The sequence below is a fragment of the Dyella sp. genome (genome assembly GCF_036568765.1).
Lineage (GTDB): Bacteria > Pseudomonadota > Gammaproteobacteria > Xanthomonadales > Rhodanobacteraceae > GSA-30.
In genome coordinates this window covers 1-22,474 of the sequence record NZ_DATCRY010000102.1, presented here as the reverse complement: position 1 = coordinate 22,474, position 22,474 = coordinate 1, and the positions used below count along the sequence as shown (strand labels likewise).

Sequence of the window (22,474 nt, the reverse complement as noted above, 5' to 3'; positions counted from 1 at the left end):
CAAACTCGGAGCGGAGGGACATAAGATTCCTTGTGTTCCAGGGCATGAGACACCTCACAGAGACCTCCGTGAGGTGTAACCCATGTCCCCGAACACCTGTTACCTATGTCCCCGGTCCATACACGAAGCCAGGGGAGAGGGGGCACACTGAGGCGAGCCTCATTACTTCGTATTTGCGCAGAGGCCCCGCTCTCTCCCGGCGAAGCCAGCGAAGAGGGAGCGCACTGAGGCGAGCCTCATTACTTCGCATTTGCGCAGACGGCTCCCTCTCCCCTGGCTTTGCCGGGGGAGAGGGTTGGGGTGAGGGGGTAGCCCAGCTAGCCCTCTGACTCCAGATCGAACAAATCCCCCTGCGCCAAAAAACTTTCCTGCTCGACAAACCCCGAAAGCCCCACACCGACCAGCCGGTAAAGCTCACCCTCGTCGCGCTGCACGCGCTCGCGCATCGCGCAAGCCAGGTCGGCCAGTTCCTCCACCGAGCGCGGCCGCACCGATGGCGTCACGCTACGTGTAAGCGTATGGAAATCGGCCGTCTTGAGTTTGAGCACCACGGTACGTGCAATCCGCCCGCCGAGCGCTTCGCGTTGGTGTGCAGCCCATGTCTTCTCTGCCAGTCGGCGGATATGCGGTTCGAGTTGATCCAAGGTCAGATCTTTTTCGAACGTATCCTCAGCCGACACCTGCAGCGTCAGCCGGTCCGGCGAAACCGGATGTTCGTCGATCCCCATCGACAACTCGTAAAGTCGTCGCCCCCACTGTCCGAAGCGTTGCTCCAGCACGGCTTGTCCCAGCGCACGCAAATCGCCCACGGTGTGCACGTCCATATCGGTAAGCTTGGCCTCCATCACCTTGCCTACCCCTGGCAGCTTGCCGACCTTCAGTGGTGCGAGGAAGGCCGCCACCTGGTGCGGACGAATCACGAACAGCCCGTCGGGCTTGCGCCAATCGGAGGCGATCTTGGCGAGGAATTTGTTCGGCGCGACACCGGCGGACGCGGTAAGGTCGGTCTCCTCGCGAATCGCCGCGCGGATCGCCTCGGCCGTGGCTGTCGCGCTCGGTAGTTCGGTCTTGGTGACCGTGACGTCGAGATAGGCTTCGTCCAGCGACAGCGGCTCGATCAGGTCGGTATGCCGGGCGAAGATCTCGCGAACCTGCCGCGACACGGCCTTGTAGCGTACGAAATCCGGCGGCACGAAGATCGCCTGGGGACACAGCCGCTCTGCACGCACCGCCGGCATTGCCGAACGCACGCCGAACTTGCGGGCTTCATAGCTGGCTGCGCAGACCACTGAACGTGCGCCGCGCCAGGCCACCACCACAGGTTTGCCACGCAGCGACGGGTCGTCGCGCTGCTCCACGGACGCGTAAAAGGCGTCCATGTCGACGTGGAGAATCTTGCGTGGCGGGTGGGGCACCGGGGTTTGCGACGAGGGAAGCCTGACATGATTCTAGGGCGAAAGCCCGGGGGCGCGCAGGTCCAGCCGCAGCTGTAGCTTACCCGCATTTCGGACTGATCCTATTTGTCCGGAATCGATGGAAATTCTACGAGTTGTCCTGCGTTTAGATGGTCTTGAATCGCATTGCCGCTAGCCGGTTGTTGAATCCGATGACGTCGCGTATCGTCGAACGCTTGCGGCCGATCCCTAATTGTCCTGAGGATCGGCACCGAGCCCCAAGGCTCGCAAGGAGTAGTTCTGGACACGGAGAGAACGCGATGAACGAAGTCATCAGCACGATCAGTGGCTTGGTATGGAGCCCGGTGCTCGTCTATCTGTGCTTAGGCACAGGTCTCTATTTTTCGGTACGTACCCGCTTCATGCAGTTGCGCGGGCTGGGCGACATGATTCGCCTGATGGTGCAGGGGCGTGCGACCTCGTCGGGTATATCCTCGTTCCAGGCCATGACCATGACGCTCTCCGTGCGCGTGGGCACCGGCAATATCGCGGGCGTGGCCACCGCGATTGCCTTCGGCGGCCCAGGGGCGATGTTCTGGATGTGGGTCGTGGCTTTTCTTGGAGCTTCGACTGCATGTGTCGAATCGACGTTGGCACAGATCTACAAAGAGAAAGACGAGCGCGGCCACTATCGCGGCGGCCCGGCGTATTACATCGAGAAAGGCACCGGATGGCGCTGGTATGCCTGGCTGTTCGCCGGCGTTACGGTTATCGCCGCGGGGTTGCTATTGCCTGGCGTGCAGGCCAACAGCATTGCCGCGGGCCTGCGGAACGCGTGGGGCGTGCCTTCCTGGGCGACCGCCGCGCTGTTGTCGGTATCGCTGGCCTTCATTATCTTCGGCGGGGTCAAGCGCATCGCCCGATTCACACAGGTGGTGGTTCCCTTTATGGCCATCGCTTACATGCTCGTGGCAGCGGTCATCATGGTCTTGAATGCCGAGCGGCTGCCGGACATGTTCATGCTGATCGTACGTAGCGCATTCGGTCTGGATGCCGCGTTCGGTGCCATGATCGGCGTTGCGGTCCAATGGGGCGTCAAGCGCGGTATTTATTCGAACGAGGCCGGCCAAGGTAGCGGCGCGCACGCGGCGGCGGCGGCAGAAGTCTCCCATCCCGCCAAGCAGGGCTATGTGCAGGCATTCTCGGTGTATATCGATACCTTGCTGGTGTGCTCGGCCACGGCGTTCGTGATTCTGTCCTCGGGGATGTACAACGTGATCGCACCCGACCAGACGTGGATCGTGCAGGCGCTTCCGGGGGTCGAGGTCGGCCCGGGGTTCGCCCAACATGCGGTCGAAGCGACGCTGCCCGGCTGGGGCAAAGGTTTCATCGCGCTGGCGCTGTTGTTCTTCGCCTTTACGACCTTGCTGGCCTATTACTACATGGCCGAAACCAACATGGCTTATATCAATCGCGGGTCGAGCCGGCGGTGGCCCTTGTTTGCCCTGCGACTGGGCGTGATCGGCGCGGTGATCTACGGCACGATAAAGACGACGGCATCGGCTTGGGAGCTGGGCGACATCGGCGTCGGCCTGATGGCCTGGCTCAACATCGTCGCCATTTTCATCTTGCAAAAACCGGCGCTGCGCGCGCTGAAGGATTATGAGGAGCAGCGCAGAGCGGGCGCGGATCCGAGCTTCGATCCGGTGCGTCTAGGTATTGCCGGTGCGAGCGTCTGGCGGCGCGGCGATCGGGCCGTGGAGCAGGCAGGCCAGTGATCTGCCGGGTGCCGATGCGGTTCGCGCATTATCGTGGCCTCTGGGACTAGTCCGAATCCGTCAGGGATGGCATGGTTGGCCCTTATGACTGAAACCGCCCCTGCTTATCTACGTCGCCTGGGCACCTGGGACGCCGCCGCCATCGTGGTCGGCGGTGTCATCGGTGCCGGTATTTTCCGTAGCGCTTCGACTGTCGCCGAGCGCACTGGCTCGGGTTGGGCCTTGCTGTTGCTGTGGGCCGTCGGTGGCTTGCTGACCCTGACCGGCGTGCTTTGTTACGCCGAGCTCGGTGCACGACGGCCACAAGCGGGCGGTGTCTATATCTACCTGCGCGAAGCGTTCGGACAATTGCCGGCCTTCCTGTTCGGCTGGACGATGGCGCTCATCAACTACCCCGGCAGTGTCGCGGCGGTGGCGACCACCTTCGCCGATTACCTTTGCGTGGCGCTCGGCCTTTCGACGTTCTGGGTCAAGCCGGTCGCTGCCGGCGCGATCGCCTTTATCGTCGGCGTGAACCTGTTCGGTATTCGTGCCGGCGCGCGCATGCAGAACCTGTTCACGCTGCTCAAGTTGTTGGCCATCGTGCTGGTCGTGGTCGCCGGTATCGCTCTGGCGCAGGGCAGGCTCGGTCTGGTATTTAGCGCCGACACCGCGCATCCGGTGAGCTCGTGGAGCTTCCTTGGCGCCTTGTTGCCGGTGCTGTTTACCTATGGCGGCTTCCATTATCTCAATGACCTTGCCGGCGAAGTGCGCGACCCGCAGCGTACATTGCCGCGCGCGCTGGCCTTGGGCATGGGTACGGTGGTGGTGTGCTATGTGCTGATCAACATCGCCTATCTGGCCGGCCTCGGTCATGCGGGCCTGGCTGCCAGTCACGCGCCGGCAGCGGACCTGGTGCGCGCATGGCTTGGCGACCGCGGTGCCACGCTGATCGCGATCGGTATCGCCTGTTCCACGTTTGGCTATTGCAGCATCGCTATTGCCGGCGGTGCGCGCGTGCTGCAGACCATGGGTGCCGATGGCATGTTCTTCCGCGGCGTAGGGCATATCGAGCCGCGCACGCGGGCGCCGCAGGTGGCCCTGGTCGTGCTCGGCGTGTGGGCGATCGTCCTGGCTTTGTCAGGCAGCTTCGGTCAGTTGCTCGACTACACGACGGTGGGCGAGTGGTTATCGCATGCCTTCGGCATTGCCACGCTGTTCTGGTATCGCCGTCGCTTTGCCGCCGAACCATCGCCGTATCGCGTGCCGTTCTATCCCTTGATGCCGCTGCTGTTCGTGTCGATGGTGCTTGGCGTGATCGTTGCCACCACGATCAATTCGCCGCGCGATGCCGGTATGAGCCTGTTGCTTATCGCGATCGGCGTGCCGGTTTACTACGGCTGGCGCTTCTGGTCGGCGCAGCGAAGGTAAGGGATCGAGGCGAAGCGTCGGTTGCGATGGCGCAAGCGCTGATCGGGGCGCTTCCGCGCCCCGTTTTCCAGTTCAGCGTCAAAAACGTGGATTGTCGCTACGCATCCAAAAACTCGACGCGCCCGCCTTCGAAGCGATATAGCGCACCGACCATTTTAATTTTGCCTTCCCTTTCCAGGTCGGCCAGTACGCTGCTGTGCTGACGAATCTCGTTGATGTTCATGTGGACATTGGTTTTGGCCACTTCATCGACAAAGGCTGCATTCTTGCTGGTTCGCTCGCCATCGTAATGCGTTGCCGCAACGGCCGGCTTGATCTTGTCCAGCAGCGCGGTCAGGTGGCCGAGTTGCGCGCCGTCGATGGCGCCCTTGATGGCGCCGCAGGCGGTATGTCCCATCACGACGATGACCTTGGCACCGGTGATCCGGCAGGCGAACTCCATGCTGCCGATCAGGTCGTCGTTGACCACATTGCCGGCAACGCGGGCATTGAAAGCATCGCCGATGCCGGTATCCATGATGATTTCGGCCGGAGCGCGCGAATCGATACAGCTCAGGATCATCGCTGCCGGATATTGGCTGCCGATAGTGGCTCGCTTCTGCGCCAGATAATCGTGTTGCTGCATTTTCCCAGTGCGAAACCGTTCGTTACCGGCCTTGAGCATCTCGATGATGCCGTCGGGTGTGAGCCGGTCGCGTTCGGCTTCGGTCAAGGCCTGGGCGTAGGCGGGGCCGGATATGCCCAGACCGGCAAAGCCCACGCTTCCGAGTGCGGCAGCCCCGAGGGCTGCTTTCAACAGGGTTCGACGTCGATGGATTTCGGGTTCCGAGTCACAGCAAGCAGGCGTGTTCATGAGTTCCCTCCTAGGAAGAACATGAGTCAGGCACGAGTGTGGCCTGCAACCCAGGAATGGCACCCTGCGCAGGCGCGGTCATCATCCGCCGACTTGGGGCTCCAAGCTAGGGCCTGCCCCCGGCCGCGCGGCCATCGCGGGCGCGGCCTTGGCGAGGGCCGGCGTCCCTCACTCCAAATGTGCTTGCGATCGCCGATACTGCAACTTTCCGGCACGAGGGTTATCGGGATGAGGCGAGTAGCGCTCGGCGGCCTCGCTGCTCTGGTCATGGCGGCTTGTCATGCCGCTGGCGGCAGCGAAACGGTGGATCTGGCCGGAGATGCGCCGGTGAAGCTGACACAGGTCCAGCGAGCCGCCGCGGTGGAGACCAACGCCGAAGGCGGCCGGCAACGGCGCTATACCTTCCTCCCCGCTGCCGCACCGCAGTTGGCGATCGAAGCTCCGGCAACCGGTTGGAACTGGGCCGGTCGTAACGAGCTGCATATCGCCGTGCAGAACGCGATGGGCTGGGATGTGACCTTGAATGTGGACGTCGATGGCGTTGCTGCCGGGCAGCACCTGCATGCGACCGTGGCTTTGCCGGCCGGTCCAGCGCAAACCCTGGTGCTACCGTTGCAATCCGCTTCGCCGCGCGGGGAAGGCATGCAATTCGGTCCACCGATGCCGATCGACCATGGGGGCCAGCGTACTTTGCTGGCGACTACGGTGGATGGGCAATTGGATCTGCGCGCTGTACGGCGCGTGCGTTTGAGTCTGCCTGCGCCACAGGCACCGCAAACCTTGCTGCTAGGCCAGGTACAACCCGTTACCGGCAATGCATTGCGCGATACCTATACCGGCATGGTCGATCGCTGGGGCCAGTACACGCGCGGTCAATGGCAGGAGAAGATCGCTTCGGACGATGCTCTGCGCAAGGCGCAGGCCGATGCCGCGACGCGTTTGCGGCAGACCGCGCCGGCATCGCTCGATCGTTATGGTGGCAGGCTGGACTTGCCGGCCTTCAAGGCCAATGGCTGGTTTCGCAGCGAAAAGCGCGATGGCCGCTGGTGGCTGGTGACGCCCGAGGGGCATGCCTTTTTCTCTTTGGGTGTGAACGCCGTCGTCGCCGATGGCGGGCGCAGTTATATCGAAGGACGCCAGGCAATGTTCCGCGATCTGCCTGTCGAGGCGGGCGAGTGGGCAGCGTTTTATGGCAACGCCGATCTACGCCAGGCCGATGCGTCCTCGCGGCAGGGTCTGGCCTTCAATCACGGTCGTTGGTTCGATTTCTACGCGGCCAATCTGTATCGACTCGACGGCGCTGCCTGGATGCACGCGTGGCGTACACGCACGCTTGCGCGCCTGGCAGGCTGGGGCTTCAACACGCTTGGCAACTGGAGCGATGACGCATTGGGTAAAGCGCACCGGCTTGCCTATACCCGCGCCATGATCGTCGACGGCGTGTTCGGTAATGTTTCCAGCGGCTACGACTATTGGGGGCGCATGCCCGATCCCTACGACCCCCGTTTTGTTCAAGCCGCGGACCGGGCCGCGGCGAAGGCCGCACAGGATGTTGCCGACGATCCATGGCTGTTGGGCTATTTCGCCGACAACGAGCTGGCTTGGGCCGGCCTGGGGCCGGATGGGCGTTGGGGTCTGGCTATCGGTACGCTCAAGGGCGAGGCGCGCAGCCAGGCTAAGCAAGCGTTCGTGGCGAAACTGCGCGAGAAGTACGGCGATCCGGTCAAGCTCGGCGCAGCCTGGGGCATAGGGCTCACCTCCTGGGACGCGATAGCCGCAACAGGTTTCGTACCGCCGGTGCCGAATGAGCATTATCCAGCCATTGCGGCCGATTACAGCGCATGGTTGACCGATTACGCAGCGACATATTTTCGCGTGGTGCGCGATGCCTTACGTAGACACGACCCGCATCACTTGTTCCTTGGCGGACGCTTCGCCGTCCATACGCCCGAAGCGGTGGCAGCCTGCGCGATGTATTGCGATGTCATCAGCTTCAACGCTTATGCCGATGTCCCGCAGCACGGTTTCGACGTCGGTATGGCCGTCAGGGCGGACAAGCCGGTACTGATCGGCGAGTTCCATTTTGGTTCGCGCGATCGCGGCCCGTTCGGTGCCGGTGTGGTATCTGTCTATAACGAACAGCAGCGTGGCGAAGCCTATGCGCGCTATATCGCGGCTGCCGTAGCCGATCCGCATATTGTCGGTGCACATTGGTTCGAGTACACCGATGAACCGGTCACGGGCCGTCTGCTCGATGGCGAGAACATGCATATCGGTCTGGTCGGCATTACCGATATTCCGTTCGGCAGCTTCGTCGAGGCGGCTGCCGCCGCCAATCGCAAGGCAGCCGGACGCTGAGCGATCAGTGCAATCTTGGTGTCGGACGCAGCAATGCGATGCCTTGCGAGATGGCCACGCAGGCGAGCAGGGCGTACATCCAGGGGTTGGCGATGAATCCCAATCCCTCGATCGCACTCAGCCAGTCCCGGCCCTGAAGCGAGGCGAGCACAGCCAAGCCACAGCCGAGCAGGATCATCAATACGGTCAGCAGGCTGTTTTCCAGGCGCGGCGACCAGGACGATTCGCGGTCGCTGCGCCGGGCGCGTTCAGCCACACGCGAGGCAAAATCGGCGGGTAACAGGTCGGGCGGCGCCTGCCGCAGGGCACGCGCTATCGCGCGATAGCGGCGCACTTGCGCATCGTCGCCGGCTGGCCCGGCACCGGAGCGCTCGCGCTGGAGCGCGTGCTCCTGGACTTGCCATTCGTCGTCGTCGCGGGTCATGAGAATGTTCCTATCCGCTGTTCGAGCCGTTCGCGCAGCTGCCGACGGCTACGGAAAAGATGACTCTTGATGGTGCCCGATGCAAGTCCGGTCACCATGGCAATCTCGGCAATGCTGAGCTCATCGAGGTGATACAGCGTCAGCACCGTGCGGGGCAGGGGCGGCAGCGATTCCAGCGCGGCTTGCAGATGCCGGTTCAACTCCTCGTCGGCACAGGCCGCTTCCAGGTCGAAACCGTCGTCGATCTGTTCCAGGGGGTTCTGGCCGTCCTCGTCATCCGGTGGTTCGACCAGGGGAATGCGCCGCCGTTGCAGATGCCGCAGAGCGATCGTGTAGGCGACCTGGCCGATCCAGGATTTAAGTGCGCTGTCGCCGCGGTATTGGTGCAGGCAGCGATGCACCCGCAGGAAGACCTCCTGGCACAGCTCACGCGCATCCTCCGGGTGGCGCACCATCCGGTACACGATATGCCAGCACAAGCCCTGGTACTCGCGTACCAGGCGCTCGAATGCCCCCGCTTTGCGGGCCAGCACGGCTTGGACCAGGCGTTGGTCTTCGGTCATGTCGCGACATCGTCCATGCCAATGCAGATACGTCCGATGCCGCTCCGGTTGCAATGGCCTTCGCTGCAACCGGTGCGGCCACGACCGTATCTTCTGCCCTAAGCCCGCTTGGGGCGTAGTGGAGAACGTCATGGAAAATGTGCTTGTCCCGATTTTCTTGTTCGCCTGCATTACCTATGCGATCAAATTGCTGGTCGATCTGCGTATCCGCACGGTGATGCTGAGGCAGGGTGTGCCCGGCGAGTGGGTGGAATCCCTGATGAAGTCGGAGGAATTGCAGCGTCGTCAGGCGTCGTTGCGCTGGGGTATCGTGCTGCTTGCCCTGTCGCTGGGCTTTGGCCTGAATCAGTATATATACGGCATCGAATTCAATGCCGGTAGCGTAGCCATCCTGGCCGGTGCGGCTGGCTTGGGCAATCTGGTGTTCTTCGCGCTGACGCGCCGGATGAGCTGAAGAAAGCGATTTTCCCAGCCGGAGCTTTAATCCTTAAAAGCTCCGGCCGCATCCATTAAGCCTGGTTCTTGCGAATCCTTCCCGCTTGTTTCTCAAGCGGATCGGACGGGTGTTTTCCTTCGATGTCCACCTACAGATGGAGGCCGCCATGCGCCTGCTTTACGGGATGGTTTTGTCTGCGTTTCTGATTGCGCCGATTTACGCTCAACCGACGCATTATGTGGAGGTGATCAACGACGCGCCAAGCACGATTCAACGTGTCGAAGTTCGCGCCGGTAGCAACAGTGCATGGGAGACGATGGATGACGCAACGCTGCTGCACGGCAGCGAATCGGCGACGTTGGGCTTACGCGACGAGGGTGGCTGTCGACGCGATTTCCGTATCACGTTCGTCGATCGCCGGGTGATGACCCAGCGGATCGACGTATGTCGTTACAGCGGGTTGCGCACCCGCCTTTATTGGCAACGTGCAGCGCCCTGAAAGGTGAGCTGCTCAGGCGGCCAGCGAGGTGGCGATGCCGAAGCCAAGGGCGGTCACCACGGCGACGGCCATGCAGGCGCTGGTCAGGCGGATGCGGTGTGCGTCCGCGCGTGGGATCAAGCGCCACAGCAGCATGGCACCGACCAGCATGTTCGCCACCAGTACCCAGCGGAAGACGTTGGAGGCGAGCAAGGGGCCATAGGGTGGCCGCAGATGTCCGGTATGTGCCGCCATGCCGCCCAGCATCGCCAGCGCGGCCAGGTTCCACAACAGGCAGGCCAGATAGGCGCGGTTGAACACCACCGGGCAGCGTTCGGTCCAGCGCAATACCAACCAGGTCACGATGGCCGGCACGATGGCGCCGATACTGCCGTAGAGCACCCACCAGAACAGCACGCTGAGGGCGGTGAGCCATTGTTGCGTCATGAGCCGAGACCGATACGTTGCAGGAGACGATCCAGCAGCCAGGCCGGACCCACGAAAAGACCGGCCAGCGCGTCGCGCAGGCCGAGCGGAGGACGTTCGAGCAGGCGGCCGGCAAGCACGCCAAAGCCGCCTGCGAGCAAGGTCACGGTGGCGATGCTGCGCAGGCGCGAGGGAGCGATGTCGATGTCGATCGTATAGGTCAGCAGCGACAGCGCGAGCATGACTATGAACATCGCCAGGCCCAGGCGCCGCGAATGCTTCCAGTACCAGGTGAACAGCAGTACCTGCAGCCCGACCGACCACAAGCCCGGTCGACCGATGCCCGGCGGCACGGGAATCGTCCAGACGAGGGCGATGGCGGACCAGAGCAGCAAAGGCAGGCAGAGCGCCAGCAGGCGTCGATGGCCTGCCTGGCGATGATCCTGGTCGTAACGATCGAGCAGCTGCGCGAAGCGCGCTTCGTTTTCCTCGCGCGTGTACATCAGGGCGTCTCGAATAACCTCACGCTTAATCCAGCGCGATGCCAGCCAGACGCTGCAAGGCTTCGGCGTACTTCGCGGCCGTACCGGCGATCACCTCGGCTGGTACGTGCGGGCCGGGCGCCTGCTTGTTCCAGCCGAGCGTCTCCAGGTAATCGCGCACGAACTGCTTGTCGTAGCTGGGCGGGCTGATGCCCACCCGGTACGAGTCGGCGGGCCAGAAGCGCGACGAATCGGGGGTGAGCATCTCGTCCATCACGTAGAGCTTGCCGTCTTCGTCGGTACCGAATTCGAGCTTGGTGTCGGCGATGATAATGCCGCGTTCGGCCGCGTAGGCGGCTGCCCATTTGTAGATACGCAAGGTGGCGTCGCGCACTTGTTCGGCCAGATCGGCACCGACGGCATCGACCACGCTATCGAAACTGACGTTCTCGTCGTGATCGCCCACCGCGGCCTTGGTCGAGGGCGTAAAGATCGGTTCGGGCAATTGTTCGGCCTGCTGCAGGCCCGAGGGCAAGGAGATGCCACACACTGCGCCGGTTGCCTTGTAATCCTTCCAGCCCGATCCAATCAGATAACCGCGCGCGATCGCTTCCACCGGTACTGGCTTGAGTCGACGCGTGACCACGCTCCGGCGCGCATAAAGGGCCAGGTTGGTGCCCTCGGGCAGCTCGCTTTGCAGCGGCACGTCCAGCAGGTGGTTCGGCACCAGGTGAGCCGTCTTGCCGAACCAGAAGTTGGACATCTGGGTCAGCATTTCGCCTTTACCCGGAATCGGGTCGGGCAGCACCACGTCGAAGGCGGAGAGCCGGTCGCTGGCAACGATCAGCAGGCGGTTGTCCGGCAGGACATACACATCGCGGACTTTGCCGCGGTGGACCAGGTTCAGGCCAGGCAGGTTCGATTGCAGCAGGGTGGTGGGCACGGGGCGCTCCGTAGGGTCATGCCGAGCCCACAATTGTAACCTTCACAGTCAGGCAAAGCGCGGCTGCGCTGGTAGAATCGACGTTTTTAACCCTTTGCGTCGCCCATGCGAACCGTACTGATCGCGGCATTCCTGCTCACCGCCTTGCCTGCGTTGGCCGCCGGACCGGTCAAGCCGGCGCGGCTGGGCCTGTGCGCGGCCTGCCACGGCGAGACCGGCATGGCACAGATCCCCGGCGCGCCGAATCTGGCCGGGCAACGCCTGGATTACCTGCGCGGGGCGCTCAAGCAATACCGCGACGGGCGCCGCAACGCGCCGTTGATGAAGGCGGCGATCGGCCCGGTCAGCGACCAGGATCTCGATGCCTTGGCACAGTGGTACAGCGCGCAGGCGCCTGGACAAGCGACACCATGAATCTGATGTGGACCTTTTGGCTGGCGATGGCCGGCCTGTTGCTGGGGCACGGACTGCCCGGGATGATCGTGGGCGGCATTGCCGGCTTCATCATCGACGGCGTGCGGCAGAAGCGCCGCTATGCCACACCCGAGGTCGGTGGTTTCATCGGCCCGCTGTTTGCCTTGCTGGGTGCGGTGGCCAAATCCGACGGCCGCGTTTCGCAGGAGGAAATCGCCGTTGCCGAACGGCTGATGTCACGCATGGGCCTGGACGCCGAGCAGCGCAAACAGGCGATCGAGAGCTTCAATGCCGGCAAGCAGCCCGAGTTCGACGTGACGCCGTCCATCGATGGCCTGCGCCGTTGGGTGGGTCTGCGCCGCGATCATGCTTTCCCGGTGCTGGATGTCGTCATCGAGACCGTATTGGCCGAGGGCAATCCGCCACCGGAGAAAATGTCGCTGCTGCGCCAGCTGGCCTTCGCGTTGCGCGTGAGCGACATGGAATTGATGGCGCTGATGGCGATGAAGGGCTACGCCTGGAACGCCGGCACGGGCGGTTCGCGCGGCTACGGTCATGGCGGCGGCTATGCCCCGCAGCGAAACCAGCAGGGCCCGGATCCGTATACCGTGCTCGGCGTGGAGCGTAGCGCCGACGACCGTGCGATCAAGCGCGCTTATCGCAAGCTGATTTCCGAACATCACCCAGACCGCCTGGGCGACCTGCCGGAAGATATGCGCCGTCGCGCCGAGGCGCGGGCGAGCGAGATCAATGCGGCTTACGAGCGGATCAAGGGCGAACGCGGGTTCAAGTAAGAGCGGGAATGGGAGACGGGCAGCGGGGGCGCATGCCCGCGTGGGCGAGTACCGTTATCCTTCCCAGGCGAGCGATCCATAGCGGCGTTCGACAAAAATCCCGGCGACGCGCGACTGTGCGCCCCACAATCCCTCTCCCATCTCCGGATGATTATGAGCAAGCAATCTCCCATCATCGCCCCCTCCATCCTCTCGGCCGATTTCGCCCGGCTCGGCGAGGACACCGCCAAGGCCCTCGCCGCCGGTGCGCAATGGGTCCATTTCGATGTGATGGATAATCATTACGTGCCCAATCTGACGATCGGCCCGATGGTGCTCAAGGCGCTGCGCAACTACGGCATCGTCGCACCGATCGATGTGCACCTGATGGTCAAGCCGGTCGATCGCATCGCGCCGGATTTCGCCAAGGCCGGCGCCAGCACGATCAGTTTCCACCCGGAAGCGAGCGAACACGTAGACCGCACCATTGGCCTGATTCGCGAAGCAGGTTGCCAGGTCGGCCTGGTGTTCAACCCCGCCACGCCACTCAACTGGCTCGATTACACGCTCGATAAGATCGACCTGGTGCTGATCATGTCGGTCAATCCGGGTTTCGGCGGCCAGAAATTCATTCCCGAATCGCTGGAGAAGATTCGCGAGGTTCGCCGCCGGATCGATGCAAGCGGTCGCGCGGTACGCCTGGAAGTCGATGGCGGCGTGACGGCCGACAATATCGGGCAAATCGCCGCTGCGGGTGCCGATACGTTTGTTGCGGGCTCGGCGATCTTCAATGCACCTGACTATGCGCAGGTGATCGGGGCGATGCATCGCGCAATGGAGGACTGAGGCAAGCTTCCCCTTTTTTTCCAGAAGGCGCGGGGGAAGCTATTGCCGCCTCAAAGATCGCAATCGCCCAGGCTCAACGGCCCGCTCGTCGTGAACTGTACCGTGCACACTGCGCTGAACATCTGCCCTTGGTGCAGCGAACGGGCTTTCGTCGCCGACAAGCGCTCGATCGACGCCTGGCCTTGCACATTGGCCGCGTTGTCCGTCAGCGGAACCACAACCTCATCGCCGACACGCTTGGCCGAATCGGCCACCACGGCGCTGACCGTGACGCGCCGGTCGAGATAGCCGTCCGGAATGATGTGTCCGGACTTCACGAAAACCTCGCCGAGCTGAGCCAGGCTGACCGCAGGGGCCGTCTCTTGTGCAATTGCGACGGTGGTGGTGGACAGCATTGCCAGGGCGAGCACCAAAGAGCGTAGTGCGCGCATGACTGCTTACCTTTGTCCTTGGGGGGTAGGACGATGGAAACCTGTCAGCTAACTGGAGCCGCGCGACCGCAATTCAATGCCCCGGTTCAGTGCGTCGGATTCAACGCACTGTTTCCGTGGCGGCAGCAATCCGAACGCCCTAGGCCATCACTTGGTCGCCGATCAGTACCACGTCGGCCGGGCGGCGTGCGAACAGACCGACAGCGACCACGCCCGGAATCTGGTTCAGATCCCTTTCCAGGCCGACGGGGTCGGCGATCTGCCAGCCGTGCACGTCGATGATCCAGTTGCCGTTATCGGTCGTCACGCCATCGCGCCACACCGGCTGGCCGCCGCGCTTGCTGATCTCGCGCCCGACCAGGCTGCGCGCCATCGGGATCACTTCGATCGGCAGAGGAAACTTGCCCAGTATGTCCACACGCTTGCTCGAATCGATGATGCAGACGAACTTGGCGCTGGCTTCGGCGACGATCTTCTCGCGCGTGAGTGCCGCGCCGCCGCCCTTGATCAGCCGGCGCTGCGGGTCGCATTCGTCCGCGCCGTCGATGTAGAGATTCAACGGGCCGGTGGCATTGAGGTCGAGCACCGGGATGCCGTATTTCTTCAGCTGGGCGGTGGACTGCTCGGAGCTGGAAACCGCACCCTCGATGTCGTTGCGCAGGTCGGCCAGGGCATCGATGAAGAAGGCGACGGTGGAACCGGTGCCGACGCCGACAATGGCGCCCTTTTCCACGTAGCGGATGGCGGCTTCGCCCGCCAGGCGCTTTTCGTTGCTGCTCATGACACCACCGTTGCTTGAAAAAGGTGCCTATGATCCCTTATTCGGGGCGGCAGCGCACGGTCATACGATTCGTACGCCGCGCGGATTGAGCCCTTGCTGGTTCCAGAAGGCGTCGCGCTCGAAACGCGCGGCCAGGTCGGGCGGCAAGACGCTCTGGCGCTTTTCGGCCGCCACGCGTGGGCGCACTGTATGCAGTCCGGGTGTGCCGGCGCGGCGGTCGAACGTTTCGGCATCGAACTGGATGTGCTCGAAATCGTGCGCGAAAGCCGGCTCGCCGATGAAATCGTAGACAGCGGCGAGGGCCTGCTTGGGATGGGTCGTCAGCGTTTCGTAGCGCAGCAGCAGTAGACGGTCGGCGTGCGGGCCGTAATAGGCTTCGCGGAGCGCGTCATAGGCGTAGCCGATCATGCCGTCGCTGGAGGCCAGGCCGTTGGCGCGCGAATACACCGTGCCGCCGGTGGAGAAATTGAAGATCGACGAGGGGCTGAAGGCATTGCTGCGGATGACGCGCTCGATGCTGTCGATGATCCAGGGCATGTCGCGCACGCAGGCAATCACGCGGCTTTCCGGAAACAGTTCGGCCACTGCCGGCAACCGCGCGCACCAGGAGCGGCTGGTATCGAAGACGATCTCCGCTTCGCTGTCGGCATAGAAGTTGTCGAACAACCCACGTGCGACACGTTGGCGTGCCGCATCGTCGATAAATACCGAGAACTCGTTGCGTTCGCTCATTTCGCCCATCATGGCGGCGAACATGCCTGCGACCGGGCTGCTCATCCCAGCGTGGAAGCGTGGATTCTGCTTCAGGAGCGCGGCCAGCAGCGTCGAACCGGAACGCGGCAAGCCGGAAATGAAATGGAAGCGGGCCATGGCTTTCCTCGAGAACGGCGGTTGCGCGACGGATCACTTCTCCAGCGCGAGGATGTATTTCCAGTCCGCATCGCTTACCGGCATCACCGATAGCCGGTTGCCTTTACGCACCAGCGCCATCTCGGCCAGGGCAGGATGCTGCTTGAGTTCGTCCAGCGTAATGGTGCGCTTGAGCTTGCGGACGAACTTGACGTCCACCAGCATCCAGCGCGGATTGTCTCGGGTGCTGGCGGCATCGAAATAGTCGCTCTTGGGATTGAACTGGGTAGGATCGACATAGGCGTCTGTCGCCACCTCGGCCAAGCCGACAATGCCCGGTTCGGCGCAGTTGGAGTGGTAGAAAAACACCTTGTCGCCCACACGCATGCCATCGCGCATGAAATTGCGCGCCTGATAGTTGCGCACACCGTCCCAGGCTTCCTGGCCCTTGCGCTCGAGATCGTCGATGGAAAAGGTTTCCGGTTCGGTCTTCATCAGCCAATGGCTGATTCGATCGGGGCTGCTTCGCTTGGGAGTCATGCGGGGGTTCCGTCTTCTTCGGTGGCGCGACAGTCGATCAGTTCGGTTTCGGTCGCGACATAGTCCAGGGTCACATCCCAATCCTGCCGGTCCAGTTGCGGCAGCTCCTGGAAATCGTAGGCGACGCCTACCAGCAGCGGCTCGGTGGGGCGCTGCTGGTCGCGCAGGAAGGCAAAGCTGCGGTCGTAGTAGCCGCCGCCATAGCCCAGGCGGTTGCCACGGCGGTCGAAGCCCAGCAGCGGTACCAGTACCAGGTCGAGCTGGAAGGGCGCCAGCCATTCTTTGGGCTCGGTCGGCTCGGGGATGCCATAGCGGTTCGGCTGCACGTCCTGGCCGGCCTGCCAGGGGGCAAAGCGTAACGTGCCATCGTCTCCGACCAGGGGCAGCAGGAACTGCTGACCGCGGGTGGCCAGCGGGGGAATGACAAGGTTCAGCGGCAACTCGCCGTCACAGGCCCAATAACCGGCGACGCGGACGTCGGTCAGGTATTCGGGCAGTTGCTCCAGGCTGCGGCGCAGGCCCTGGGCCGCGGCGATGCGCTCGGCGGGGGAAAGGGCGCGGCGGCGTTCAGCCAGCTGCTTGCGTAGCTCGCGTCGCTGCACATCCACGTCGCGTCTCCTGGGTCTTGCCGGGGGTCATGTGCCGGCCGTCCGCGATCGACCATCCTGGCGATCGGGGCGGTGGCGGAAGAGGTGGCGTCAACCGCGATGCCGCTGCCCACCAAACGACCTTGATCCACGATGGATCAGGTGGGAGGGCCTGCATGGCTTCGAGGCTTTCCGCTCGAGGGCGGACATGCACAACAGCCAATGACGAAACCGACCCGGGGCCGTATTTAGGAACAAGGCAAATGTAAGAGTGCGCTGGCGCACACCGCAGAAAACGCCGAGAGTTATTTTAAGTGCCCATGCTGCTGCGCGTCCAGCGCCGCGTCGATCTTGCGACGCAGCGCAGCCAGTTCGTCGCCGATATTGTGGCTTTGGCCACTGCTCTGCTTGCGCAAGGCGAGGAATTCATGCGTGATGCTGATCGCCGCCAGCACGGTCAGGCGATCGAAACCTGGCGCCTTCGCGGCAGAGCGCAGCTCGCGCATCTTGCGATCCAGGTAGCCGGCGGCTTCCAGCAGCCCATCGCGCTCTTCGGGTGCGCAAGCGATCAAAAATTCTCGATCGATCAGTCGCAGTGCGACCGGTTCACTCGTGCTCATCTGACGGTACTCATCGTCGTGGGTTTCGCGCTTGGGTTTCAGCGAGATCCTTTTCGATCAGCCGCTGTGCTCGAGTGCCTTGAGGCGCTGGATCATCGCTTCGACACGACTGCGCGCCTGCTCGTTGCGTGCCATCAGCCCGGCGCGTTCGCTGGCCAATTGTTCCTGGCTCAGACGCAAGCTGCGATTCTCTTCCTGCAAGCGATGCACGATATCCAGCAAGCGGTCTACGCGCTCGTTCAACGCGCCGACTTCTTCCCGGATCGGATCGGGTTGGAATGCGTCGGACTGGAGGGGTTCGGGCATGCTCATGGCTGGCACTATAGCAGGACGTCCGGCGAAGTCAGCAGGCGCGGCCGACCGGTCTAAAAAGGCTAAACTTGCAATCTCTTGTATGACGAAAGGATACGGTGTCATGACCGTCAACGAGTGGATCGGCCACGACGAGCTCGACGAGCTCACGGCACGTCTCCGGCTGGGGGCGCGGGGCAGCGAACTGCACGGTTCGCTCTGCGGTTTCCTGGCCGGAGGCGGGCGCGTGGGGCGGCAGTCGCTGCTGGCCGTTCTGCACCTCGATGGCGAGGAGGTCAACCCGACGGCGGCGGACCAATCCTTGCTTGAGCGCCTGGTGAAGCAAACGCGGGCTGAATTGGACGATCCGGAACTGGGTTTCGAACCCCTCCTGCCGGCCGACGATCGCGCCTTGCCGGAACGTGCCGAAGCCCTGGTCGACTGGTGCCGCGGTTTCCTCGGCGGATTCGGTCTCGCCGGTACCGACGCGCATCGCAAGCTTTCCGACGAAGCTCAGGAAATCTTGCGCGACTTGGGTAGTATTGCCGCCGCCGAATTGGACTTCGGCGAAGAGGGCGACGATGAAGACGCCTTGATCGAGGTGCACGAATTCGTGCGCGTCGCAGCGATGCTGTTGTTCGCCGAATGCGCCCGCGATGGCGGCCAGGCCGGCAGTACCGTGCATTGAATATCCAGCCGGACGAATATGCGCGCCGTCGCCGGCAGTTGATGCGCATGGCCGGCGAGGACGCGGTGCTGCTGATCGCCGCGGCACCCGAACGCGTACGCAATGCCGATGCCAACTGGCCCTATCGCCAGGACTCGGACATGCATTACCTGGCAGGTTTCCCTGAGCCGGAAAGCGTGCTGGCGCTGCTCCCTGGTCGTAAGCATGGGGAGGTCGTGCTGTTCTGCCGCGAGCGCGATCCGGAGCATGAGCGCTGGCATGGCGAATCGATCGGTACCGAGCGCGCGGTCGACGTCTATGGCATGGACGATGCTTTCCCGATCGACGATATCGACGACATCCTGCCCGGCATGATCGAAGGGCGCGGTCGCGTCTATTGCCATTTTGGCCGCGAACCCGAATTCGATGCTCGCCTGCTCGGCTGGATGCGTCGCCTGCGTCAGCTGCGCGGCGGCGGCGTGGTGCCCAAGGAATTCGTCGCGCTGGGTCATCTGCTGCACGATCTCAGGCTGTACAAATCACGCGCCGAACTCAAGCTGATGCGTGCCTCGGCGGCGATGGCTGCCGAGGCGCATCTGGCTGCCATGCAGATGGCGTTGCCGGGGCGCTACGAATATGAAGTGGAGGCCGAACTCCTGCGCAGCATGCGCAGTCGTGGCGCGGTCGCGGCCTTTCCACCGATCGTCGCCGCCGGTGCCAATGCTTGCGTCATGCACTACACCGCCAATCGCGCCATGCTGCGCGAAGGCGATTTGCTGTTGATCGATGCGGGGGCGGAGCTCGATTGCTACGCGTCCGATATCAGTCGCAGTTTTCCGGTCGGCGGTCGCTACAGTCGTGAGCAGCGCATGCTCTATGAACTGGTGCTGGAAGCGCAATCGGCGGCGATCGATGAAGTCCGGCCCGGTCGTCCCTTCGATGCCGCGCACCAGATGGCCGTGCGGGTGATTGCCGAAGGGTTGTGTGCGCTGGGTTTGCTGGAAGGCGATGCTGACGAAGCCATCGTCTCGGGTGCCTACAAGCGTTTCTATCCTGCCAAGACCGGCCATTGGCTCGGCCTGGACGTGCATGACGTGGGCGACTATCGCGTCGCAGGCGAACCGCGCCTGCTCGAACCGGGCATGGTGGTGACGGTGGAGCCGGGCATCTATATCCCGCCCAGCGACACCGGCGTGGCCGAACGCTGGCGCGGCATCGGCATTCGCATCGAGGACGATGTGGCCGTGGTCAAGGACGGCAACGAGGTGTTGACGAGTGCCGTGCCCAAGGATGCCGGAGAGATCGAGGCGTTACTGGCAGCGCGCTAGCCGCCGCGCTAGCGAGGGAATAGGCGCGGTACCGAGGAAATAGGCGCGGTAGCGAGGAAATAGGAGTGAGGCATAAGTAAAGCAAAAAAGCGCCGACATGCCTGCGGACGTTCTTTATTTCCTCACTCCTCTCCACTCATTCCTTCGGCGGCTCTTTCCTGGCATGCGCCTCGTCTGTCGCATGCAGCTCGTACCACATCGCGTTGAGGATGCCGAAGGCGCAGGCCAGGCCCAGGCCGAGAATCCACGAGAAGTACCACATGGCTTGATGCCTCCGGCTCAGTAATGGTGGGTGGATTGACGGATATGTTCGAGCGTCACGCGGCCGCGCAGCACGCTGAAGACCCAACTGGTGTAGGCGATGACGATCGGCAGGAACACGACCGTTACACCGAGCATGATACCCAGGGTACCGTGGCTGGACGACGCATCCCATACGGTGAGGCTGGATTTTGGATTCAGGCTGGACGGCAGCAGGAAGGGGAACAGCGCGAAGCCAGCCGAGAGAATGGTGCCGGCAACCATCAGGCTGCTGCACAGGAACGCGCTCAATCCGCGTGCGGCGATACGCAGCTGTACGCCTAGTGCTCCAAGCAAGGCCGCCGCCGGTGCCAACCAGAACCATGGATGCTGCATGTAGCTGGCAAACCAGCTGCTGCCACGTACCACATCCTTGAGCAGAGGATTGGAAACGCCATCGGTCACCGCTGGGCCGACGATCGCATAGCCCGGCACGCCGTAGCCCAGCCAGATGCCAGCCAGCACATACAGGACGACATAGATCAGGGCCGACCAGCGTGCGAAACGCACCGCGCGATCGCAAATTGCCCCTTCGGTCTTCAGCGCCGCCCAGCAGGCGCCGTGCGTAAGCAGCATGCTGAGCGAAACCAGGCCGGCGACCAGGGCGAATGGATGCAGCAATTCGAAGAAGCTGCCGTGCCAGCTCATGCGCAAGTCGCCGTCGAAGGCGAACGGTACGCCCAGGAAAAGATTACCGAATGCCACGCCGGTGATCAGCATGACCACGATGCCCGAGCCGGTGAGGACCCAGTCCCATGTATTCAGCCAACGCTGATCGTGCACCTTGCTGCGGAAGTTGAAACCGACCGGCCGCAGAATGAAGGCCAGCAACACCAGCGCGATAGCCAGGTACATACCCGAGAAGGACACGGCATAAAGCATCGGCCAGGCCGCGAACGTCGCGCCGCCGCCGAGCACGAACCAGACCTGGTTGCCTTCCCAGACCGGCTCGATGGTCTCGAGCACCACGCGGCGTTCGTCGTTGTCGCGACCGAGCACGCGCAGTAGCGCGGCAATGCCGAAATCGAAACCATCCATGATGGCGAAGCCGATCAGCAGGGCGCCGAGCAGCACCCACCAGATCACCCGCAAGCTTTCGTAGTCGAACATGGTGCCGCTCTCCTCGTCAGGCCTTGTCGGAGTGGGGGGCTGCCGGCCAGATACCCAGGCCGTCGGGACCTTTGCGCACGTACTTGACCATCAATGTCGCGTCGATGATCGCCAGCGCCGTGTAGAACAGCACGAAGCCGCCCAGCGATGTCCATACCTGGCCTGCGGTTACCGTCGATACGCCCAGCGAGGTTGGCAGGATGCCTTCGATCGCCCAGGGCTGGCGGCCATATTCGGCCACGATCCAGCCGAGCTCGGCGGCCACCCAGGGCAGCGGCAGGCTCCATAGCGCCATCTTCAGGTACCAGCGCTTGGTATCCAGCCGGCGTTTGCTCGCCAGCCAGAACGACAAACCGAACAGGAAGATGAAATAGAAACCGCAGGCGACCATGATGCGGAACGACCAGAACAGCACGGGCACGTTCGGAATGGTGCTGTCGGCGGCTTTCTGGATGTCCTCCGCACTGGCCTTGCGCGGATCGTCGATGAAGCGCTTGAGCAGCAGGGCATAGCCCAGGTCTTTGTCGTGCGCGGCGAGGATGGCCTTGGCTTGTGCGTTGTTCTTGTCCTCGCGCAATACCAGCATGGCGTCGTAGGCAAGGATGCCGTTGTCGATCTTGCCCTTGGTTTCGTCCAGCAACTGGGCGATGCCGGGAATCGGTTTGTCCAGCGAGCGGGTACCGATCAGGCCCATTGCCCAGGGAACCTGCAGGGCAAAATGAGTGGTGCGTTGCTGGACGTCCGGAATGCCGAATACGGTGAACGATGCCGGCGCGGGCTCGGTTTCCCACATAGCCTCGATCGCTGCCAGCTTCATCTTCTGGTTTTCCGAGACGGTGTAGCCCGATTCGTCGCCCAGTACGACCACGCTCAGCGCCGCCGCTAGGCCAAAGCTTGCCGCTACGGTCATCGAGCGCTTGGCGAAATCGACATTGCGGCCGCGCAGCAGGTACCACGCGCTGATGGACAGCACGAACATCGCGCCGAGCACGTAGCCCGCGCTCACCGTATGTACGAACTTTGCTTGCGCGACAGGATTGAAGACCACCTCGGCGAACGAGGTCGTCTCCATGCGCATTGTTTCGGCATTGAAGGCGGCGCCGACGGGGTTCTGCATCCAGCCGTTGGCGATCAGGATCCACAATGCCGACAAGCTGGTGGCCAGGGCCAGGAACCAGGTCACCAGCAGGTGCTGTACGCGCGAGAGGCGGTCCCAGCCCAGGAAGAACAAGCCGACCAGGGTGCCTTCGAGGAAGAAGGCCATCAGGCCTTCGATCGCCAGCGGCGTGCCGAAGACGTCGCCGACATAGTGGGCGTAGTAGGCCCAGTTCATGCCGAACTGGAACTCCATGGTGATGCCGGTGGCCACGCCCATGGCGAAGTTGATGCCGA

27 protein-coding genes and 1 other RNA gene are annotated in these 22,474 nt (G+C 63.0%); 10 read left to right on the top strand and 18 right to left on the bottom strand.

Annotated features, from left to right (window positions below; all coding sequences use genetic code 11):
* Positions 1-317 precede the first annotated feature (317 nt).
* The gene (dinB, locus tag VIM98_RS07580) at positions 318-1,415 is read right to left on the bottom strand and encodes a DNA polymerase IV (protein ID WP_331992493.1); all 1,098 of its coding nucleotides are present in this window, start codon (positions 1,413-1,415) and stop codon (positions 318-320) included.
* Between the two features lie 299 nt (positions 1,416-1,714).
* Here dinB and VIM98_RS07575 point away from each other — a divergent pair, with 299 nt between their 5' ends.
* A complete protein-coding gene (locus VIM98_RS07575) occupies positions 1,715-3,172 on the top strand; it encodes an alanine/glycine:cation symporter family protein (protein WP_331992492.1) in 1,458 nt (485 codons plus the stop codon).
* An 84-nt stretch (positions 3,173-3,256) separates the two neighbouring features.
* Positions 3,257-4,582 carry an APC family permease gene (locus tag VIM98_RS07570; protein WP_331992491.1) on the top strand — a complete coding sequence of 442 codons (1,326 nt, stop codon included), beginning with the start codon at positions 3,257-3,259 and terminating at the stop codon, positions 4,580-4,582.
* Between the two features lie 97 nt (positions 4,583-4,679).
* Here VIM98_RS07570 and VIM98_RS07565 read toward each other — a convergent pair whose 3' ends face one another.
* Positions 4,680-5,435, bottom strand: a complete 756-nt coding sequence (locus tag VIM98_RS07565; RefSeq protein WP_331992490.1) for a carbonic anhydrase family protein — start codon at positions 5,433-5,435, stop codon at positions 4,680-4,682.
* A 228-nt stretch (positions 5,436-5,663) separates the two neighbouring features.
* On the opposite strand from VIM98_RS07565, the gene VIM98_RS07560 reads away from it, so the two are divergent.
* Entirely contained in the window at positions 5,664-7,793 is a 2,130-nt protein-coding gene (locus VIM98_RS07560; protein ID WP_331992489.1) for a beta-agarase, read from the top strand.
* Positions 7,794-7,797: 4 nt separating this feature from the next.
* Here VIM98_RS07560 and VIM98_RS07555 read toward each other — a convergent pair whose 3' ends face one another.
* Both VIM98_RS07555 and VIM98_RS07550 read right to left on the bottom strand, forming a co-directional pair.
* The gene (locus tag VIM98_RS07555; RefSeq protein ID WP_331992488.1) at positions 7,798-8,217 is read right to left on the bottom strand and encodes a hypothetical protein; all 420 of its coding nucleotides are present in this window, start codon (positions 8,215-8,217) and stop codon (positions 7,798-7,800) included.
* The gene (locus tag VIM98_RS07550) at positions 8,214-8,780 is read right to left on the bottom strand and encodes an RNA polymerase sigma factor (protein ID WP_331992487.1); all 567 of its coding nucleotides are present in this window, start codon (positions 8,778-8,780) and stop codon (positions 8,214-8,216) included. Before VIM98_RS07550 ends, VIM98_RS07555 begins: the two co-directional genes overlap by 4 nt.
* Before the next feature lie 130 nt (positions 8,781-8,910).
* On the opposite strand from VIM98_RS07550, the gene VIM98_RS07545 reads away from it, so the two are divergent.
* The gene (locus tag VIM98_RS07545) at positions 8,911-9,234 is read left to right on the top strand and encodes a hypothetical protein (RefSeq protein ID WP_331992486.1); all 324 of its coding nucleotides are present in this window, start codon (positions 8,911-8,913) and stop codon (positions 9,232-9,234) included.
* Positions 9,235-9,382: 148 nt separating this feature from the next.
* A complete protein-coding gene (locus VIM98_RS07540; protein WP_331992485.1) occupies positions 9,383-9,715 on the top strand; it encodes a hypothetical protein in 333 nt (110 codons plus the stop codon).
* Between the two features lie 12 nt (positions 9,716-9,727).
* On the opposite strand, the gene VIM98_RS07535 is transcribed toward VIM98_RS07540, so the two are convergent.
* From VIM98_RS07535 to VIM98_RS07525, 3 genes are read right to left on the bottom strand one after another with little or no spacing between them, the layout of a single operon-like run.
* Complete coding sequence (locus VIM98_RS07535) at positions 9,728-10,141, bottom strand: hypothetical protein (RefSeq protein ID WP_331992484.1); 414 nt, start codon at positions 10,139-10,141, stop codon at positions 9,728-9,730.
* Positions 10,138-10,623, bottom strand: a complete 486-nt coding sequence (locus VIM98_RS07530) for a DUF962 domain-containing protein (protein WP_331992483.1) — start codon at positions 10,621-10,623, stop codon at positions 10,138-10,140. The genes VIM98_RS07535 and VIM98_RS07530 overlap by 4 nt, the downstream gene beginning before the upstream one ends.
* A 25-nt stretch (positions 10,624-10,648) precedes the next feature.
* The gene (locus VIM98_RS07525; RefSeq protein ID WP_331992482.1) at positions 10,649-11,545 is read right to left on the bottom strand and encodes a phosphoribosylaminoimidazolesuccinocarboxamide synthase; all 897 of its coding nucleotides are present in this window, start codon (positions 11,543-11,545) and stop codon (positions 10,649-10,651) included.
* Positions 11,546-11,650: 105 nt separating this feature from the next.
* Here VIM98_RS07525 and VIM98_RS07520 point away from each other — a divergent pair, with 105 nt between their 5' ends.
* The 3 genes from VIM98_RS07520 (at position 11,651) to rpe (ending at position 13,578) form a co-directional block, all read left to right on the top strand.
* Positions 11,651-11,959, top strand: a complete 309-nt coding sequence (locus VIM98_RS07520) for a c-type cytochrome (RefSeq protein ID WP_331992481.1) — start codon at positions 11,651-11,653, stop codon at positions 11,957-11,959.
* The gene (gene djlA / locus VIM98_RS07515) at positions 11,956-12,753 is read left to right on the top strand and encodes a co-chaperone DjlA (RefSeq protein ID WP_331992480.1); all 798 of its coding nucleotides are present in this window, start codon (positions 11,956-11,958) and stop codon (positions 12,751-12,753) included. The genes VIM98_RS07520 and djlA overlap by 4 nt, the downstream gene beginning before the upstream one ends.
* A 153-nt stretch (positions 12,754-12,906) precedes the next feature.
* Positions 12,907-13,578, top strand: coding sequence for a ribulose-phosphate 3-epimerase (rpe, locus tag VIM98_RS07510; protein ID WP_331992479.1), 672 nt, complete (start codon positions 12,907-12,909; stop codon positions 13,576-13,578).
* A 50-nt stretch (positions 13,579-13,628) separates the two neighbouring features.
* Here rpe and VIM98_RS07505 read toward each other — a convergent pair whose 3' ends face one another.
* The 8 genes from VIM98_RS07505 to VIM98_RS07470 form a co-directional block, all read right to left on the bottom strand.
* Positions 13,629-14,009, bottom strand: a complete 381-nt coding sequence (locus VIM98_RS07505; protein WP_331992478.1) for a hypothetical protein — start codon at positions 14,007-14,009, stop codon at positions 13,629-13,631.
* Between the two features lie 139 nt (positions 14,010-14,148).
* Positions 14,149-14,790, bottom strand: coding sequence for a ribose-5-phosphate isomerase RpiA (rpiA, locus tag VIM98_RS07500; RefSeq protein WP_331992477.1), 642 nt, complete (start codon positions 14,788-14,790; stop codon positions 14,149-14,151).
* Between the two features lie 60 nt (positions 14,791-14,850).
* On the bottom strand, positions 14,851-15,660 hold the full coding sequence (locus VIM98_RS07495) for a sulfotransferase (RefSeq protein ID WP_331992476.1): 810 nt from the start codon (positions 15,658-15,660) through the stop codon (positions 14,851-14,853).
* A 33-nt stretch (positions 15,661-15,693) separates the two neighbouring features.
* Entirely contained in the window at positions 15,694-16,179 is a 486-nt protein-coding gene (locus VIM98_RS07490; RefSeq protein ID WP_331992475.1) for an EVE domain-containing protein, read from the bottom strand.
* Entirely contained in the window at positions 16,176-16,787 is a 612-nt protein-coding gene (locus VIM98_RS07485; RefSeq protein WP_331992474.1) for a 5-formyltetrahydrofolate cyclo-ligase, read from the bottom strand. The genes VIM98_RS07490 and VIM98_RS07485 overlap by 4 nt, the downstream gene beginning before the upstream one ends.
* Before the next feature lie 87 nt (positions 16,788-16,874).
* Positions 16,875-17,064: non-coding RNA, 6S RNA (ssrS, locus tag VIM98_RS07480), on the bottom strand.
* A gap of 7 nt (positions 17,065-17,071) precedes the next feature.
* Entirely contained in the window at positions 17,072-17,386 is a 315-nt protein-coding gene (locus VIM98_RS07475) for a cell division protein ZapA (protein WP_331992473.1), read from the bottom strand.
* 57 nt (positions 17,387-17,443) lie between these two features.
* On the bottom strand, positions 17,444-17,698 hold the full coding sequence (locus VIM98_RS07470) for a TIGR02449 family protein (protein WP_331992472.1): 255 nt from the start codon (positions 17,696-17,698) through the stop codon (positions 17,444-17,446).
* 103 nt (positions 17,699-17,801) lie between these two features.
* Between VIM98_RS07470 and VIM98_RS07465 the strand changes: the two genes are divergently transcribed.
* Both VIM98_RS07465 and VIM98_RS07460 read left to right on the top strand, forming a co-directional pair.
* Positions 17,802-18,365 carry a UPF0149 family protein gene (locus VIM98_RS07465; protein WP_331992471.1) on the top strand — a complete coding sequence of 188 codons (564 nt, stop codon included), beginning with the start codon at positions 17,802-17,804 and terminating at the stop codon, positions 18,363-18,365.
* Positions 18,323-19,672, top strand: a complete 1,350-nt coding sequence (locus tag VIM98_RS07460; RefSeq protein ID WP_331992470.1) for an aminopeptidase P N-terminal domain-containing protein — start codon at positions 18,323-18,325, stop codon at positions 19,670-19,672. The genes VIM98_RS07465 and VIM98_RS07460 overlap by 43 nt, the downstream gene beginning before the upstream one ends.
* Before the next feature lie 136 nt (positions 19,673-19,808).
* Here VIM98_RS07460 and cydX read toward each other — a convergent pair whose 3' ends face one another.
* The 3 genes from cydX to VIM98_RS07445 all read right to left on the bottom strand — a co-directional run.
* A complete protein-coding gene (gene cydX, locus VIM98_RS07455; protein WP_331992469.1) occupies positions 19,809-19,934 on the bottom strand; it encodes a cytochrome bd-I oxidase subunit CydX in 126 nt (41 codons plus the stop codon).
* A 17-nt stretch (positions 19,935-19,951) separates the two neighbouring features.
* Positions 19,952-21,082, bottom strand: a complete 1,131-nt coding sequence (gene cydB / locus VIM98_RS07450; RefSeq protein ID WP_331992468.1) for a cytochrome d ubiquinol oxidase subunit II — start codon at positions 21,080-21,082, stop codon at positions 19,952-19,954.
* A 16-nt stretch (positions 21,083-21,098) separates the two neighbouring features.
* A partial coding sequence (locus VIM98_RS07445) for a cytochrome ubiquinol oxidase subunit I (protein WP_331992467.1) occupies positions 21,099-22,474 on the bottom strand: 1,376 nt, incomplete at its 5' end.

Excerpts from the sequence above, each read along its gene's own strand:
- VIM98_RS07575 (WP_331992492.1), top strand. The coding sequence starts at position 1,715 with ATGAACGAAGTCATCAGCACGATCAGTGGCTTGGTATGGAGCCCGGTG.
- VIM98_RS07570 (WP_331992491.1), top strand. The coding sequence starts at position 3,257 with ATGACTGAAACCGCCCCTGCTTATCTACGTCGCCTGGGCACCTGGGAC.
- VIM98_RS07565 (WP_331992490.1), bottom strand. The coding sequence starts at position 5,435 with ATGAACACGCCTGCTTGCTGTGACTCGGAACCCGAAATCCATCGACGT.
- VIM98_RS07560 (WP_331992489.1), top strand. The coding sequence starts at position 5,664 with ATGAGGCGAGTAGCGCTCGGCGGCCTCGCTGCTCTGGTCATGGCGGCT.
- VIM98_RS07555 (WP_331992488.1), bottom strand. The coding sequence starts at position 8,217 with ATGACCCGCGACGACGACGAATGGCAAGTCCAGGAGCACGCGCTCCAG.
- VIM98_RS07550 (WP_331992487.1), bottom strand. The coding sequence starts at position 8,780 with ATGACCGAAGACCAACGCCTGGTCCAAGCCGTGCTGGCCCGCAAAGCG.
- VIM98_RS07545 (WP_331992486.1), top strand. The coding sequence starts at position 8,911 with ATGGAAAATGTGCTTGTCCCGATTTTCTTGTTCGCCTGCATTACCTAT.
- VIM98_RS07540 (WP_331992485.1), top strand. The coding sequence starts at position 9,383 with ATGCGCCTGCTTTACGGGATGGTTTTGTCTGCGTTTCTGATTGCGCCG.
- VIM98_RS07535 (WP_331992484.1), bottom strand. The coding sequence starts at position 10,141 with ATGACGCAACAATGGCTCACCGCCCTCAGCGTGCTGTTCTGGTGGGTG.
- VIM98_RS07530 (WP_331992483.1), bottom strand. The coding sequence starts at position 10,623 with ATGTACACGCGCGAGGAAAACGAAGCGCGCTTCGCGCAGCTGCTCGAT.
- VIM98_RS07520 (WP_331992481.1), top strand. The coding sequence starts at position 11,651 with ATGCGAACCGTACTGATCGCGGCATTCCTGCTCACCGCCTTGCCTGCG.
- djlA (WP_331992480.1), top strand. The coding sequence starts at position 11,956 with ATGAATCTGATGTGGACCTTTTGGCTGGCGATGGCCGGCCTGTTGCTG.
- rpe (WP_331992479.1), top strand. The coding sequence starts at position 12,907 with ATGAGCAAGCAATCTCCCATCATCGCCCCCTCCATCCTCTCGGCCGAT.
- VIM98_RS07505 (WP_331992478.1), bottom strand. The coding sequence starts at position 14,009 with ATGCGCGCACTACGCTCTTTGGTGCTCGCCCTGGCAATGCTGTCCACC.
- rpiA (WP_331992477.1), bottom strand. The coding sequence starts at position 14,790 with ATGAGCAGCAACGAAAAGCGCCTGGCGGGCGAAGCCGCCATCCGCTAC.
- VIM98_RS07495 (WP_331992476.1), bottom strand. The coding sequence starts at position 15,660 with ATGGCCCGCTTCCATTTCATTTCCGGCTTGCCGCGTTCCGGTTCGACG.
- VIM98_RS07490 (WP_331992475.1), bottom strand. The coding sequence starts at position 16,179 with ATGACTCCCAAGCGAAGCAGCCCCGATCGAATCAGCCATTGGCTGATG.
- VIM98_RS07475 (WP_331992473.1), bottom strand. The coding sequence starts at position 17,386 with ATGAGCACGAGTGAACCGGTCGCACTGCGACTGATCGATCGAGAATTT.
- VIM98_RS07470 (WP_331992472.1), bottom strand. The coding sequence starts at position 17,698 with ATGAGCATGCCCGAACCCCTCCAGTCCGACGCATTCCAACCCGATCCG.
- VIM98_RS07465 (WP_331992471.1), top strand. The coding sequence starts at position 17,802 with ATGACCGTCAACGAGTGGATCGGCCACGACGAGCTCGACGAGCTCACG.
- VIM98_RS07460 (WP_331992470.1), top strand. The coding sequence starts at position 18,323 with ATGCGCCCGCGATGGCGGCCAGGCCGGCAGTACCGTGCATTGAATATC.
- cydX (WP_331992469.1), bottom strand. The coding sequence starts at position 19,934 with ATGTGGTACTTCTCGTGGATTCTCGGCCTGGGCCTGGCCTGCGCCTTC.
- cydB (WP_331992468.1), bottom strand. The coding sequence starts at position 21,082 with ATGTTCGACTACGAAAGCTTGCGGGTGATCTGGTGGGTGCTGCTCGGC.